Source organism: Streptomyces sp. NPDC006551 (assembly GCF_040611675.1).
Taxonomy (GTDB): domain Bacteria; phylum Actinomycetota; class Actinomycetes; order Streptomycetales; family Streptomycetaceae; genus Streptomyces.
Map to the genome: position 1 here is coordinate 171,252 of NZ_JBEXOT010000001.1, position 15,295 is coordinate 186,546.

At 71.6% G+C, this 15,295-nt stretch carries 13 protein-coding genes and 1 pseudogene; 6 read left to right on the forward strand and 8 right to left on the reverse strand.

Features of this window, described 5'->3' with window-relative positions:
- Positions 1 to 6: 6 nt before the first annotated feature.
- The 3 genes from ABZY12_RS00675 to ABZY12_RS00685 form a co-directional block, all read right to left on the reverse strand.
- Positions 7 to 1,302 (reverse strand): P-loop NTPase, encoded by a 1,296-nt coding sequence (locus ABZY12_RS00675; RefSeq protein WP_356885625.1) that lies wholly within the window; start codon positions 1,300 to 1,302, stop codon positions 7 to 9.
- 7 nt (positions 1,303 to 1,309) lie between these two features.
- Positions 1,310 to 2,017 carry a Flp pilus assembly protein CpaB gene (gene cpaB, locus ABZY12_RS00680; RefSeq protein ID WP_356885627.1) on the reverse strand — a complete coding sequence of 236 codons (708 nt, stop codon included), beginning with the start codon at positions 2,015 to 2,017 and terminating at the stop codon, positions 1,310 to 1,312.
- Positions 2,018 to 2,224: 207 nt separating this feature from the next.
- Positions 2,225 to 3,079 (reverse strand): hypothetical protein, encoded by an 855-nt coding sequence (locus ABZY12_RS00685; RefSeq protein WP_356885629.1) that lies wholly within the window; start codon positions 3,077 to 3,079, stop codon positions 2,225 to 2,227.
- A gap of 404 nt (positions 3,080 to 3,483) precedes the next feature.
- On the opposite strand from ABZY12_RS00685, the gene ABZY12_RS00690 reads away from it, so the two are divergent.
- Entirely contained in the window at positions 3,484 to 5,187 is a 1,704-nt protein-coding gene (locus tag ABZY12_RS00690) for a glycoside hydrolase family 18 protein (protein ID WP_356885631.1), read from the forward strand.
- A 153-nt stretch (positions 5,188 to 5,340) separates the two neighbouring features.
- On the forward strand, positions 5,341 to 5,874 hold the full coding sequence (gene cpt / locus ABZY12_RS00695; RefSeq protein ID WP_356885633.1) for a chloramphenicol phosphotransferase CPT: 534 nt from the start codon (positions 5,341 to 5,343) through the stop codon (positions 5,872 to 5,874).
- A gap of 214 nt (positions 5,875 to 6,088) precedes the next feature.
- Here cpt and ABZY12_RS00700 read toward each other — a convergent pair.
- Positions 6,089 to 6,628 (reverse strand): annotated as a pseudogene (locus ABZY12_RS00700) (hypothetical protein); the annotation flags it as partial.
- 29 nt (positions 6,629 to 6,657) lie between these two features.
- Here ABZY12_RS00700 and ABZY12_RS00705 point away from each other — a divergent pair.
- The 3 genes from ABZY12_RS00705 to ABZY12_RS00715 all read left to right on the forward strand — a co-directional run bounded on the left by ABZY12_RS00705 (position 6,658) and on the right by ABZY12_RS00715 (position 10,098).
- Positions 6,658 to 8,004 (forward strand): M14 family metallopeptidase, encoded by a 1,347-nt coding sequence (locus tag ABZY12_RS00705; protein WP_356885635.1) that lies wholly within the window; start codon positions 6,658 to 6,660, stop codon positions 8,002 to 8,004.
- Positions 8,005 to 8,140: 136 nt separating this feature from the next.
- Positions 8,141 to 9,979, forward strand: a complete 1,839-nt coding sequence (locus tag ABZY12_RS00710; protein ID WP_356885637.1) for a serine/threonine-protein kinase — start codon at positions 8,141 to 8,143, stop codon at positions 9,977 to 9,979.
- Positions 9,961 to 10,098: a hypothetical protein gene (locus tag ABZY12_RS00715; protein WP_356885639.1), complete on the forward strand. Its 138-nt coding sequence runs from the start codon at positions 9,961 to 9,963 to the stop codon at positions 10,096 to 10,098. The genes ABZY12_RS00710 and ABZY12_RS00715 overlap by 19 nt, the downstream gene beginning before the upstream one ends.
- Positions 10,099 to 10,113: 15 nt before the next feature.
- Here ABZY12_RS00715 and ABZY12_RS00720 read toward each other — a convergent pair whose 3' ends face one another.
- From ABZY12_RS00720 to ABZY12_RS00735, 4 genes are all read right to left on the reverse strand, one after another.
- A complete protein-coding gene (locus ABZY12_RS00720; RefSeq protein ID WP_356885641.1) occupies positions 10,114 to 11,562 on the reverse strand; it encodes a gluconate:H+ symporter in 1,449 nt (482 codons plus the stop codon).
- 99 nt (positions 11,563 to 11,661) lie between these two features.
- Entirely contained in the window at positions 11,662 to 12,072 is a 411-nt protein-coding gene (locus tag ABZY12_RS00725) for a RidA family protein (RefSeq protein WP_356885643.1), read from the reverse strand.
- Complete coding sequence (locus ABZY12_RS00730) at positions 12,069 to 12,818, reverse strand: IclR family transcriptional regulator (RefSeq protein ID WP_356885645.1); 750 nt, start codon at positions 12,816 to 12,818, stop codon at positions 12,069 to 12,071. Before ABZY12_RS00730 ends, ABZY12_RS00725 begins: the two co-directional genes overlap by 4 nt.
- Positions 12,815 to 13,876, reverse strand: coding sequence for a sugar kinase (locus ABZY12_RS00735; protein WP_356885647.1), 1,062 nt, complete (start codon positions 13,874 to 13,876; stop codon positions 12,815 to 12,817). The genes ABZY12_RS00730 and ABZY12_RS00735 overlap by 4 nt, the downstream gene beginning before the upstream one ends.
- 139 nt (positions 13,877 to 14,015) lie before the next feature.
- Here ABZY12_RS00735 and ABZY12_RS00740 point away from each other — a divergent pair, with 139 nt between their 5' ends.
- Positions 14,016 to 15,287, forward strand: a complete 1,272-nt coding sequence (locus ABZY12_RS00740) for an alanine racemase (RefSeq protein ID WP_356885649.1) — start codon at positions 14,016 to 14,018, stop codon at positions 15,285 to 15,287.
- The last annotated feature ends 8 nt before the right edge of the window (positions 15,288 to 15,295 follow it).

Here is a 15,295-nt window from a genome sequence, read left to right on the forward strand (position 1 = left end):
CACGGCTCAGCGCCCCTTTCCGCCGCGCCGCAGCAGCCCGACCGACCCGCGGTCGTTGCCCCGCGTCACCCTGGCGAGCTGCTTCCCCGGCCGGTTCGCGCCGCCCGCCCCGCCCGCGCCGCCCTGGTCGGGCGCCTTCACCAGGCCCAGCTCCCCGGCCAGCGACCACAGCGCCTGCTTCACCGTCGAGCGGGAGTCGAGTTCATGCAGCCGGCCGGCGTCCACGACGCCCTGGAGCTCCTTGAAGTGCGCGGGTACGACGACCCCCGCCATCCGGGTGCCGGTGATCTTCTGGATGAGGTTGGGCTGGATCTCGGTGGAGCGTGTGTAGCGGTTCACCAGGCAGACGGTCTCCTCCGCCTTGCGGATCTGGAGGCGGTCCCACATCCGTACGACCCGCTTCGCCGCCCGTACCGCGACCACGTCGGGGGTGGTGACGAGGACGGCCGCGTCGGCCATCTCGACGGCGGCGGCGTTGGAGCCGGTGAGATAGGTGCCGCAGTCGACGACCACGACGTCGTAGCGGGAGCGGAGGGCGCCGACGATCTGGCGTGCGGAGCGGTCGCTGACCTCTTCGCCGCGTTCGCCGTCGCCGGGGGCGAGGAGCAGCGCGATGCCGGTCTCGTGGGTGTAGACGGCGTCCTGGAGGACGCGGGGCGAGATGTCGTCGACGGCCGCGAGGTCGGCGAGGGAGCGGCGGAACTGGACGTCGAGGTAGGAGGCGATGTCGCCGCCCTGGAGGTCCATGTCGACGAGGGCCACGCCGTGGCCGGACGCCTGGGCGGCGAGGGCGAGCTGAACGGCCGTGACCGTGGTGCCGACACCGCCCTTGGCCCCGCTGACGGTGACGACCGTGCCGCCCGGTCCGGTGAAGACGTCGGCGCCCGCGCCGAGGTGGCGCCGGACGCCCACGGACCACTGGGCGGCGGCCTGGACCCGGCTGGCCAGCTCCTCGTACCCGAGGGGGAGGGTGACCAGGCCGCGCGCGCCGGAGTCCATGGCCGCCGAGAACAGCACCGGGCTGGCGTCGGCGGTGATGAGGACGACGCCGACGGCGGGGAAGCGGAGCGCGACCTCGCGGATGAGCTCCAGGGCGGGGACGGGGCCGATCCGTTCGTGGACCAGGACGACGTCCGGCAGCTCGTCGAGGGACGCGGCGGCGAGCCGGGCGAGGGTGTCGACCAGTTGCGTGGAGTCGCCGACGGGTGCGAAGGGCTCCGCGTCGGGGAGCTGGCTGAGCAGCGTGGTGACGGACCGGGCCGCGTCGGGGTCGCCGACGGCCGGCAGGATCCTGGTGGTCATACCGGCCTCACTTGTCCTTGTCGAGCGTGTAGGTGCGGTCGCCGGGCTTGAAGATCGGCTCGCTGCCCGGGGCGACCAGTGCCAGCCGTACGTGCTCGGCGAAGGACTCGGCGTAGGCGACGCGCTGGGTGTCGAGGGTGTTCAGGGCGAAGGTGATGGGGACGGCTTCGGTGGCGCGGCTGCCCCGCTCGTCGCGGCCGGCGCTGATCGGGGTCAGCTTGCCGACGTCGATGACGCGGGCGTTGCTGACGATGACCTTGGACTGGTCGGGCTGCCCGTCGCGTTCGCCGGCGAAGGTGGCGTAGATGTTGACCGTGGCGCCGGGGGTGATCTTGCCGGCCACTCCGGTGGCGGCGTCGATCATGATGGCGATCTCCTGCTGGCCGGGCTGGAGCGCCGGGCGTTCGACGATCATGTCGCTCTGCAGCAGCGAACCGGCCTCGAGCCGGGTGACGGCGATCTTTCCCTCGATCTGGGCGAGGTCGGTGACGGCGTTGGCCGAAAGCCATCGCTCGGGCATCGAGATCTTCTGGAACTGCTTGGTGCCGAGCGGGGCGTAGGGCTCGATGTCGCTCCTGACGCGGTACGCCGTCACCTCGGGTCCGACCTTGGAGTTCACGTCGCTGATCACCGAGAGGACTCCGGCGAACGCGCCCAGGGCACACAGGACGGACAGCAGAAGAAGTAGGACGCCACGGCGCTGGCGGGAGTTCATTGCCGTACAACCTCGATCGGAGACATGTGACTCGGCGGGCAGGGACCGGGGGACGAAACGAGCGACGGGAGGGGCGACGGGACGGGCGAGGGGCCGGGCAGGAGCGTGCGCGAGGGAACGTACGAGAGGTCGTACGGCCGGGGGCACGGCGGCACCATCGCGCGACATGGCAGCACCATCGCGCGGCACGGCGGCGCCATCGCGCGGCTACGGGACACGGGCCGCGGATGCGTGGGGCTCTGCGGTGGGCAGCGGGGCGGAGCAGAAGCCGCAGCGGTCGCCGATGAGCTCCATCGCGCACCAGTGGCAGGTCTCGCGCCGTACCGAGGAGACGAGTTGGTGGAGGACCGGCAGGTCGGGGAGGTAGGCGGCGAACTCGACGAGCCGTCCGGTGCCCCACCAGCGTGGTGATTCGGCGGGCAGCGGCGCCTCCCGCACGGCCCGCACCTGCCACCCCGGTACGAGGGTGGCGGTGGGCCAGTCGGTCTGGAGCTGCCCTCGGGCCAGCACCAGCTCGGTGGCGAACTCGGGTCCGGCCGGCGGCGGGACACCCGGTCCGATCCTGTCGAGCTGGGGGACGGGGCCGGCGAGCACGGCGAACTGCGCGCCCGGCATCCATCCCTTGACATGCGACTTCAGGCTGACCGGTACGCGGTCGAGCTTGGCGACGGAGCCGAGGACGGCCCCGGCGTAGATGTAGTGGGCCAGGAGCCGCGCCGCCGAGGCGACGACGCCGGGGCTGAAGTCGCAGACGGAGAGCTGTCGCAGCTGCCGCGCCAGGACGGCGGTGCCCAGGGGTGGCAGCTCGGACTTCACCAGGGCGATCCGGTCGCTCTCCAGGAGGGAGCGGATCGCGTACAGCCGCTGCTCCGTGGCGGTCGGCACAGAGGACGGGAAGACCACGATGACGTGGCCGTACCGGTCCACGAGCAGCTGGAGTTCGGCGACGGCGGAGGCGAGTGGCTGGGTCCCGGGAGCGGGCAGCACGGCGGCGGTGGGCGTTCGCTGATCGGCCGGTGGCAGCACCAGGTCGGCGCTGGTGACCGCGATCGCTGTCGACACGTCAGACCCCCCTCCATGTCACTCACTGCGTTCACCGCGTTACTGCACAGCGCGGCCGCCTCTGCACCTTATCCACGACCCCCGGGGTGGTGAACAGACAATCCGCCAAGCGACAGGGAGATTTTTGGGCCCGGCGTGGGTCCACGCTGGGCCCAGAGCTGGGCCCGCGGCGGACCCGCGGCGGACCCGCGGCGGACCCGCGGCGCGCCCGCGTCCGGGCCCGCGACGAGGATCACGCCGAGCCTCGCCCTGGGTCCGCGCCATGGGCCTCCGGACCCAGCCCCCAACTCGCCTTCACTCCAGAGGTCTTGACAACTCAATTGGTCTGGACCAGCTTGGTCCCTCAGCGGTGGCCACCGTTCCGAACTCCTCCAGACCCCCAACTCCCCCACCGGAGGCAGCAAGTGGACCGCACCACCACACGCTCCCGCAGATGGCTGGGCAGCGCCCTCGCGCTGGCCGTCGGCTCCGGGCTCGTCCTCGTCGGCGGCGCCGGCACCGCGCAGGCCGCGGACGTCAACGTCGCCAAGAACGCGGGCTTCGAGTCCGGTACCGCCAACTGGACCTGTTCCGCCGGCAGTGGCACCGCCGTCTCCTCGCCGGTACGGACCGGAGCCGGCGCCCTCAAGGCCACCCCCGGCGGCCAGGACCACGCCAAGTGCACCCAGGTCGTGACCGTCAAACCCAACTCGACGTACAGGCTGAGCGCCTGGGTGCAGGGCGGGTACGCCTACCTCGGCGCGAGCGGCACCGGTACGACGGACGTCTCCACCTGGACCCCGGACAGCTCCTCCTGGAAGCAGCTGACCACCACCTTCACCACCGGGGCGAGCACCACCTCCGTCACCGTCTACACCCACGGCTGGTACGGACAGGCCGCCTACCACGTCGACGACGTCAGCGTCTTCGGGCCCGACGGTGGCGGCGGCACCGATCCCGACCCGGTGGTCCCGGCGGCCCCGGCCGGCCTCGCCGCGGGCACCGTCACCTCGTCCTCCGTCGCCCTGACCTGGAACGCCGCCTCCGGCGCGACCGGCTACAACGTCTACCGGGGCGGCACCAAGGTCCTCTCGGTCAGCGGCACGTCCGCCACCGTGACCGGGCTCGCCGCCGACACCACGTACCAGTTCCAGGTGTCCGCGACGAACTCCGCGGGCGAGTCCGCCAAGTCCGCCACCGTCTCCGCGAGGACCGGCAAGGTCACCGACCCCGGCCCCGGCCCGGCCGTACCCAAGCACGCGCTGACCGGCTACTGGCAGAACTTCGACAACGGTGCGACCGTCCAGAAGCTGCGGGACGTGCAGGCGCAGTACGACATCATCGCCGTCTCCTTCGCGGACTCCACCGCCACGCCCGGCCAGATCGTCTTCAACCTCGACCCGGCCGTCGGCTACGCCTCCGTCGCCGACTTCAAGGCCGACGTCGCCGCCAAGAAGGCGGCCGGCAAGTCCGTGATCATCTCGGTCGGCGGGGAGAAGGGGAACGTCACCATCAACAGTGACGCCTCTGCGACCGCCTTCGCGAACAGCGCGTACGCCCTGATGCAGGAGTACGGCTTCAACGGTGTCGACATCGACCTGGAGCACGGCATCAACTCGACCTACCTGACGAAGGCGCTGCGCCAGCTCTCCGCCAAGGCGGGCTCGTCGATGGTCCTGACGATGGCCCCGCAGACCATCGACATGCAGAACACCGGGACCGAGTACTTCAAGACCGCGCTCGCCGTGAAGGACATCCTCACGGTGGTCAACATGCAGTATTACAACAGCGGTTCGATGCTCGGCTGCGACGGCAAGGTCTACAGCCAGGGCTCGGTGGACTTCCTCACCGCGCTCGCCTGCATCCAGCTCCAGGGCGGTCTCGACGCCTCCCAGGTCGGACTCGGAGTGCCCGCCTCGACCCGTGGCGCGGGCAGCGGCTATGTCGACCCGTCCGTCGTGAAGAACGCGCTGGACTGCCTGACCCGTGGCACCGGCTGCGGTTCGTTCAAGCCGTCGCGGACCTGGCCGGGCCTGCGAGGCGCGATGACCTGGTCGACCAACTGGGACGCGACGGCCGGGAACGCCTGGTCGAACGCGGTCGGCCCGCACGTGCACAACCTGCCGTAACAGGGACGGGGCACGCCGTGGCGCCGCCGCTCCCCCGGCGGCGCCACGCGCGTCGAGCGCCGTGACCGGAAAGGCTCGCCCGGGGCGGGGCAGGAGGGCGAGCCTGCCGAAAAGCGTTTCGATCGCCGTGGCGGTTGCCTCTACCGTGACCTGGTGACGACTCAGGTGATCGTGTTGAACGGTGGGTCCAGCTCGGGCAAGTCCGGGATCCTCCGGTGCTTGCAGGCGGTCCTGCCGGATCCGTGGCTCGCCGCCGCCGTCGACTCGCTCGTCGAGGCGATGCCCGCCTCCCTCCAGACATCGGACGCGGGGATCGGATTCGCCGCGGACGGCGGCGTGCATGTCGGATCGGCGTTCCGGGAGCTGGAAGCGGCGTGGATGGAGGGGGTCGCCGCGATGGCCCGTGCGGGCGCCCGGGTCATCGTCGATGACGTCTTCCTCGGCGGAGCGGCGTCCCAGGAGCGGTGGCGGAAGGCTCTCGGCGGGCTGGACGTGCTCTGGGTCGGCGTCCGGTGCGAGAGCACGGTCGCCGCGGGCCGTGAGGTCGCCCGGGGGGACCGGGCCGTGGGGATGGCCGCCAAACAGGCGGAGGCGGTCCACCAGGGCGTGGTCTACGACCTGGAGGTGGACACCACCCACACGGAGGCGCTGGAGTGCGCGCGGGCCATCGCCGCCCACGTCGGGTGACCGAGAACTCCGGCTGTCGGGGCGGGACACGGACCGCCGACGGAAGCGGGCACGGCATCCCGTACGAGCGTCGGCGGCGGGACCGGTGGGGACGCCACGTCCGGTACGGAAGCGGGCGCCGCGTCCCGTACGAGGGTGGGCGGCGTCTCGTCCCGTAGCCGGGGGTCCCGAAGGCCGTACCGGTGGCGGTGAGCCGGGTCGACTCCAGGGCGCGGGCGATGCCGAAGTCGATGACCCTGGGGCCGTCCGCCGCCATGACGATGTTCCCCGGCTTGAGGTCGCGGTGGACGAGCCCGCAGCTGTGCACGGCCTCCAGGGCCTCGGCGAGGGCGGCCCCGAGCGCGCAGCCGAGGCTCGGGCAGGGGCCCTTCGGCCGCGAGGAGACCCGAGAGGGGGGCCCGTGATGTACGCGGTCGCCGGCCAGGGCGCCTCGGCCTCCGGATCGGCGTCCACGACCTGGGCGGTGTGGAAACCGCCGACCCTCCGCGCGGTGGCGACCTCGGCGCGGAAGCGGGCGCGGAAGGCGGGGTCGGCGGCGAGTTCCGGCCGGGCGACCTTGACGGCGACCGCCCGTCCGCCGCGCGAGCGCGCCAAATACACGGTGCCCATGCCGCCGTCGCCCAGCTTGTGCTCGACCTCGTACGTACCGATCAGCGTCCCCACGCGGGAGAGCATGGCCGAACGTAACGTCTTGACCGGTGCATGCCAGGGCTCCACGATGTGCCCTGGACACCCGCACCGATTTCTGTCGCACACCCCCACACTCCCCACCCAGGAGACAGCATGCGACTACGCATTCGCGGAAGAAGGTCCGCCACCCTCGCGGCCCTGTTGGCGCTCGCCGTGGCGGCGCCCCTCTCCGCAAGCGCGATGCCCGCCGGGCCCGACCCGGCGCCGGCCGCCGCCACCACCCCCGCCGAAGAGGTGATCCGGCAGTACGAGATCACCGGCCCGTCCACCCCCGCCGCCCGCACCGCCCTCGCCGCCACCGGAGTCTCGGTGGACGAGGTCGACGCCCGCTCGGTCGTGGTCAGCGCCAACGCCGAACAACTCCGACGGCTCAAGGCCCTCGGCTACAAGGTCACCGCCCTGCCCGCCCCGCCCACCCGGACGATCGAGGGGCTCGGGATCAAGCCCCTCGACTTCCCCTCCGCCGACTCGAAGTACCACAACTTCGCCGAGATGAACGCGGAGATCGACCAGCGCCTCGCCCAGTACCCGTCCATCATGAACAAGCGGGTCATCGGCAAGACGTACCAGGGCCGGGACATCGTCGCCATCAAGATCAGCGACAACGTCGGCACGGACGAGGCCGAGCCCGAGGTCCTCTTCACCCACCACCAGCACGCGCGCGAGCACCTGACCGTGGAGATGGCGCTCTACCTGCTGCGCGAGCTCGGCGCCGGCTACGGCACGGACTCCCGGGTCACCAACGTGGTCAACGGCCGCGAGATCTGGATCGTGCCGGACCTCAACCCGGACGGGGGCGAGTACGACATCGCCTCCGGCTCCTACCGCAGCTGGCGCAAGAACCGGCAGCCCAACGCCGGTTCCAGCTACGTCGGTACGGACATGAACCGCAACTGGGACTACAAGTGGGGCTGCTGCGGCGGCTCGTCCGGTTCCGCGAGCTCCGAGACCTACCGCGGCACCGCCCCCGAGTCCGCCCCCGAGGTGAAGGTCGTCGCGAACTTCGTCCGCTCGCGCGTGGTCGGCGGCAAGCAGCAGATCAAGGCCGGCATCGACTTCCACACGTACAGCGAACTGGTGCTCTGGCCGTTCGGCTGGACCAACGCCGACACGGCGCCGGGCATGACCCAGGACGACCGGGACGCCTTCGCCGCCGTCGGGCGGAAGATGGCCGCGAGCAACGGCTACACCGCCGAGCAGTCCAGCGACCTCTACATCACGGACGGGTCGATCGACGACTATCTGTGGGGCTCGCAGAAGATCTTCGGATACACCTTCGAGATGTATCCGGCCTCGTCATGGAACGGCGGCTTCTACCCGCCCGACGAGGTGATCGAGCGCGAGACGAGCCGCAACCGGGACGCCGTCCTGCAGCTCCTGGAGAACGCCGACTGCATGTACCGGTCGATCGGCAAGGCCTCGCAGTACTGCACGAGTTGAGGCCGTGACACCGCCCCGTTGATATCGATTCCGTGAACTCCCTGTCCCGGATCCGTCCGGGACAGGGAGACCCATGGCCGAGCCGCCCGCGTCGTGCCACTGTGGACGGGGACCGGTACCACGGGGGAGGTACGGCATGACGGGGGCGCGCGTAGAGGAACTGCGCGGGGACGATCCACAGCGGCTCGGGCGGTACCGGCTGCTCGGGCGGCTCGGCACGGGCGGCATGGGACGGGTCTATCTCGGCCGCACCCGGGGCGGACGGCTCGTCGCCGTGAAGACCCTGCTCGCCGAGGGCGTCGTCGGCGAGACCGACCGCCGCCGCTTCGCGCGGGAGGTCGCGCTCGCCCAGCGGGTCACCAGCGTCTACACCGCCCAGGTCCTCGACGCGGACGCCACCGCCGACCGCCCCTGGATGGCGATCGAGTACATCGCCGCGCCCTCCCTCGCCGAACTCGTCCGCTCGAAGGGCGTGTTGCAGGCGTCCGCCGTACGGTGGGTGGCGGCCGGGACGGCCGAGGCACTGGTCACCCTGCACCGGATGGGAATCGTCCACCGCGATGTGAAACCGCAGAACATCCTGCTGCCGCTGGACGGCCCCCGTCTCATCGACTTCGGAATCTCGCACGCCACCGACCTCACCCGCACCCAGCTCACCCTCGGCACCATCGCCTTCACCTCTCCGGAGCAGGCGCGCGGCGAGGAGTCGACGGCCGCCGCCGACGTCTACTCGCTCGGCGCGACCCTCTTCCATCTCGCGGTGGGCCGGCCGCCCTACCCGGAGGACGGCGACACGCTCCGGCTGCTCTCCCGTGTGCAGCGCGGCGATCTCGACCTGGGCGGGCTGCCCAAGGAGCTGACCCCGCTCATCCGGCCCTGCCTCGCCGCTGAGCCGGACGCCCGGCCGGAGCCGGCCGAGGTCCTGGAGCAGTTCACCTCCTCGATCGCCGGGCTGCCCGACTCCCCGAGCGGCAACCGGTGGCTGCCGCCGCGCTGGACGGAGCTCATCGGCGCGTACGAGAACCAGGGGCGCCGTTTCCTGGAGGCGGGCGCGGGGGACGCCGAGGCGCCGACCGTGAACCAGCGGACGAGCGCGGTCCCGCCACCCGGCCCGACGAGGGTCCTCCCGGAGGAGCGGGCACGCCGCGGCGCGGAGGCGCGGGCCGCGCAGGCGGCCATGTCCGCGGCGCTCGCGGCCCAGGAGGAGGCGCTCCGCCGCGCCCGCGCCTCCCGGACACCGCCGCGCACCCCACCGGCCCGCACCCCACCGCCCCCGGTACCGACACCGGCAGCGGCACCGGCGGGTGGCGGCAAGAGCGGCGGCGGCTGGTTCGGGATCGTCGTGCTCGCCGTCATCGGGTTCTTCCTCTACCAGGCGAACGCCGACGACACGAGTTCGAGCAGCGGCGGTTCGGTGTCGTCGCCGCGCTCCACGTACACCTACACCCCACCGCCGACCCCGACACCCGACGCGGTGGACCGCGCCTTCCGCGCCGTCGACTCCGGCGACTGCCTCACCGCGTACGACGACGGCTACGAGTCCTGGTCGACGAGGGCCCCGCAGATCGTGCGCTGCTCGGCCGCGAACGCGTACCTCCGGGTCACCGCGGCGACCGCGGGCATCGACTTCGCCGACTGCCCGACGGGCACCGGCCGCAGCTACTGGTACCACTCCGGCTCGCGCTACGACTTCTCCACCACGCTGTGCGTGGAGCGGCAGTTCCGCAAGGGCCAGTGCTTCGTCGCCAAGCGCAGCGGCACCACCATCACCTCGTCCCGCCCCATGAACCTGTGGAACTGCGAGGCGGAGAAGGTCCCCAAGGGCTACAACGAGATCCTCCAGATCACCGGTTACTACAAAGCGCAGAAGTCCTACCCGCCCGGATACTGTTCGCGCGACCACTACGACCGGAACGTCTACTGGACGTACGAGGTCGACGGGGGAAAGAGCGTGCTGTGTACGACAACGGTCTGATGGTCCCCGTACCGCTCCTGGCGGGCGGTGCGTCGCTGCCCGCGCCGCGCGATCCGGAAGGCCGGCGAACGGCCGTCGTCGGGCGGCTGCGGCGGCGGTGGCGGGGCTGCGGCGGCTGAGCTCTGGGGAGCCTGTCAGACCACGAGGCTGAGGACCGCCGCGACCGCGAAGCCGGCCAGTGAGAGCACCGACTCCAGGACCGTCCAGGACTTCAGGGTGTCGCGCTCCGAGATCCCGAAGTACTTCGCCACGATCCAGAACCCACCGTCGTTGACGTGCGAGGCGAAGATCGAGCCGGCCGAGATCGCCATGATGACCAGGGCGAGGAAGGCCTGGGAGAAGTCCCCGCCCTCGACCAGCGGCAGGACGATGCCGGCCGTGGTGACGATCGCGACGGTCGCCGAGCCCTGCGCGACCCGCAGGACGAGCGAGATCAGATAGGCGAGGACGATGACGGGCAGGCCGACGTCGTTGAAGGTGTCGGAGAGCGCCTGGGCGACCCCGCTGGCCTTGAGGACGGCTCCGAAGACCCCGCCGGCGCCGACGACCAGCAGGATGTTGCCGACCGGCTTCAGCGAGGAGGTGGACACCTGCTCAAGGGACTTGCGGGACCAGCCGCGCCGGATGCCGAGCAGGTAGTACGCGAGGACCAGCGCGATCGTCAGCGCGACGAACGGGTTGCCGAAGAACTCGATCACGGACCGGAGGGTCGACGGGTCGAGCGCGATGGAGGAGAAGGTCGCGGCCAGGATGAGGACGAGCGGCGTGCCGATGATGAAGAGGACCGTGGAGAGCGAGACCGGCGCCTCCGAGGCGCCGCCCCTGCGTTCCGCCGCCACCTTCGCCTTGGCCTCCTCGGCGGCCTCCAGCATGTCGTGCGGGACCTCGACGAAGATCCGCTTGCCGATCCAGGACGCGTAGGCCCAGGCGGTGAGGACGGCGGGGATGCCGACGACGACGCCCATGAGGATGACCCAGCCGAGCGAGACGTGCAGCAGTCCGGCGGCGGCGACGGGGCCCGGGTGGGGCGGCAGGAACGCGTGGGTCATCGAAAGACCGGCGAGCAGCGGCATGCAGTAGAGCAGGATCGACTTGCCGGAGCGCTTGGCGGCGGCGTACACGATCGGCGCGAGGACGAAGATGCCGACGTCGAAGAAGACGGGGATGCCGAAGATGAGGCCGGTCAGGCCCATGGCGAGCGGTGCGCGCTTCTCCCCGAAGAGGCCCAGGAGGCGGCTGCTGAGCACCTCCGCGCCGCCGGAGACCTCGAGTATCGCGCCGAGCATGGTGCCCAGGCCGATGATGATGGCGACGTGGCCGAGGATGCCGCCCATGCCGTTCTCGATGACGGAGGCGGCGGCCGACTTCTGCACCGTGCCGAAGAGTTCGGTGACGGAGAGACCGGCGGCGAGGCCGACGCCGAGGGAGACGGCGAGCAGCGCGACGAAGGGCTGCAGCCGGACCTTGATGATCAGGACAAGCAGCAGGGCGATCCCGAGCGCGGCGACGGTGAGGAGTCCTGCGGTGCCCGGGATGAGGAGAGGGAGACCACCGGTGTGGGGTGGTGGAGCGGTGGGGGTCATGGCGGGGACCTCGCGTTTTCGGGTAGGGGGAGCGCGGCACGGCGTCCCGGGGACGAACGCCGTGCCGTGAAGCGGTGGTTTCAGAGGAATCAGCTCGGGTCAGCCGAGGACGGCGAGGGCGTCGATCTCGATGAGGAGTCCCTTGGGAAGGCCGACGTAGACCGTCGTACGCGCGGAGGCGGGCGCCTTGAGGCCCTGCTCCTCGAAGTACGCGTTGTAAATCTCGTTCATCTCGGCGAAGTGGTCGACGTCGGTGAGGTAGACGCGCATCATCATCACGTCGTCCCAGCTCGCGCCGCCCTCCTCCAGGATCGCCTTGACGTTGGCGAAGGTCTGGAGGGTCTGCTCGCGGAGCGTGGGACCGGCGGGCGTCGGGGCCTGACCGTCGACGGCGGGCAGGAAGCCGACCTGGCCGGCGACCTGGAGGATGTTGCCCTTCTTGACACCGTGCGAGAACTTCGCGGGCGGGGCAGTGTGGGTGGCGGGGGTGAGCGCGATCTTCTCGGTCATGTCCGGTCCTTGCCTGAATAGTCACGGCTGATGGCGTCGGCGGTGCGGCGCACCAGCGGGAGGAGCGTGAGGAGTTCCTCGGCGGTCACGACCACATTGGGCGCCGAGACCGACATGGCCGCGGCGACGCGGCCGTCGGCGCCGCGGATGGGGGCGCCGACGCAGTTGATGGACTCCTCGTGGCCACCGAGGTCGGTGGCCCAGCCCTGTTCGCGCACGGTCGCCAGCTCCTGGAGGAAGGCGGCGGCGTTCGGGGTCGAACGGGGTGTGTACAGGGGGTAGTCGAGCTTGGCGGCGACGGCGCGCCGCTCGGGCTCGGGAAGGTCGGCCAGCAGCAGCTTGGCGACGGCGGCGACGGTGATCGCGACGGGCTTGCCGATACGGGAGTACATCCGGACCGGGTAGCGGCTCTCGACCTTGTCGATGTAGAGGACCTCGCTCTCCTCGTACACCGCGAGGTGGACGGTGTGCCCGATCTGCTCGTTGAGCGCGACGAGATGAGGGTGGGCGATCTCGCGGATGTCGAGGTTCTCGACGGCCTCCTGCGCGAGGGCGAAGAGGCGGGCGCCGAGGCGGTAGCGCTGGTCCTGCTGGCGGTAGACGAGGCCGTGCTCGTGCAGGGTGCGCAGCAGGCGCAGGGCGGTGGACTTGTGCACCCCGAGCCGGTCGGCGACCTGCCCGAGGTCGGCGGGCCCCTGCGCGAGCAGCGGCAGGATGCTCAGCGCGCGGTCGACGGTCTGGCTCATGGCGTACGTACCTCTTCCTGGTCGTCCCCGTGATCCCTTGTCCAGCCGGGGCCGAGGTGAAGTCTCTCCCAGGCGCTGTCGTCGAGAGCGACCAGCCGGTCGGCGTAGGCGGTGTCGGCGGGCACCCCGAGGTCTCCGGGCACGGTGAGCACGGCGGCGGCCATCAGGTGCCCGTGCCGGATCCGGTCCCGCACTCCGAGCCCGCGCAGCGTCCCGGACAGGAACCCGGCGGCGAACGCGTCCCCGGCCCCGACGGGCGCGACGACGTCGACGGCCGGGGCGGGCACGAAGGTGACGGTGTCGGGGGCCGGGGCGGGGGAAGGCTCCGCGCGGCGCTCGAACGCGACCGCGCCCCGTCCGCCCCGCTTCACCACCAGCACGCGCGGCTCGGGCAGGGCCTCACGAATCGCCTCGGGCCCGTGGAGCCCCCACGCCTGCTCGGCCTCGTCCTCCCCCACGAAGACCACGTCCGCGCCTCGCGCCAGCTCCCGCAGGACGCCGCCGCCGCCGGGCCACAGCCCCGGCCGGAAGTTCACGTCGAACGACACCAGCGGCCGTCCGGCCCGTCGCGCGGTCAGCGTGCGCGTCAGCGCCAGGCAGCCCTCCGACAGCGCCGCCGTGATCCCGGACAGGTGCAGGATCCGGCCGTCGGTCACGTCCTCGTACGGCACGGTCGCGGGCGACATCGCCGACGCCGCCGATCCGGCCCGGTAGTACGCGACCTCGTGCTCGTCGGCCGCCCGGTCCGTGGCGGTGCGGAAGTAGATCCCGGTCGGCCGCAGCGCGTCGCGCCCGACGGCCGACACATCGACCCCGTACGACGAGATCGCCTCGACCAGATGGTCGCCGAAGCCGTCGCGCCCGACCCGGCTGACCCACTTCGCGCGGTGGCCCGCGGCGGCCAGCGCGCAGGCCACGTTGGACTCGGCGCCGCCGATTGCGCGGGCGAAGGACGGCACGTCGGCGAGGCGGCCCGCCCGGGAGGGCAGGAAGGTGACCATGGACTCCCCGAGACAGACGGCGTCCACGGGCGCGTCCACGGGCGGGGTTCCGGTCACTCTGGGGCTCCTCGGCGATCGAGCGGGTCCATTGACCCGGCGTTGGGCCGGATGTTAGACAGCATCGAGCGACATACGCAATGGCCATTGCACATGCTGCAACGTGTACAAAGGCGTGATGCAGACGAAGGAGAAGCCCATGCCCATCGAGCCCCTTGCGGACGAACGCGTCGACCACCGTTTCAAGGCCCTGCCCCCGGACGCCGAGGGCCTCACCGTCGGCGAGCTGGCCGCCCAGCGCCGCAACCTCTTCACCGGCGGCTTCACCACGCCCGTCCTCGCCCTCTCCGCCGAGTCCGTCGAGCACAACCTCCGCCTCCTGGAGACCTACGCCGAGCGCCACGGACTCGCGTTCGCCCCGCATGGCAAGACCTCCATGGCACCGCAGCTCTTCGCCCGCCAACTGGAGCACGGCGCCTGGGGCATCACCGCGGCCGTCCCCCACCAGGCCCGCGTCTACCGCGCCCACGGCATCGCCCGGATCTTCCTGGCCAACGAGCTCGTCGACGCGGCCGCCCTGCGCTGGCTGGCGGCCGAACTCGACGCCGACCCCGGCTTCCGCTTCATCTGCTACGTCGACTCCGTGCGCGGCGTCGAACTCATGGACGCGGCCCTCACCGACGCGGGCGCCCGCCGCCCGGTCGACGTCGTCGTCGAGCTCGGCGCCGGCGAGGGAGCCCGTACCGGCGCCCGTACCGCGGCCGACTGCACCGCCGTCGCCGACGCGGTCGCCGCCACCCGCACCCTGCGGCTCGTGGGCGTCGCCGGTTACGAGGGCGAGGTCCCGCAGGCCACGACCGAGCGGGTACGGGAGTGGCTGGACCGGCTCGTGTCCCTCGCCGCCGAATTCGACAAGGCCGGCCGCTTCTCCCCGGACATCGAGGAGATCGTGATCAGCGCGGGCGGCAGCGCCTGGTTCGACGCCGTCGCCGACGTCTTCGCCGAGATTCCCGAACTCTCCCTTCCCGTACTGAAGTTGCTGCGTTCGGGCGCGTACGTCTCGCATGACGACGGCCACTACCGCCACCTCACCCCCTTCAACCGCGTCCCGGAGGAGGGCACCCTCCAGCCCGCCTTCCGGCTCTGGGCGCAGGTCGTCTCCCGCCCCTCCGACGAGCAGGCGTTCACCAACGCGGGCAAGCGGGACGCCGCCTATGACCTGAACCTGCCCGAGGCACAGGTCGTGCGCTCCGCCCGCGACGGCTCCCAGCGTCCGGCGCACGGCATCACCGTCACCGGCCTCTCCGACCAGCACGGCTGGCTGCGGACGGAGCCGGAGGCCGGGATCGAGGTCGGCGACTGGCTCGGGATGGGTCTGTCCCACCCCTGCACCTCCTTCGACAAGTGGCAGTTGATCCCCCTGGTCGAGGCGGACGGCACGGTCGTCGACTACATCCGTACGTTCTTCTAGAGGAGCCC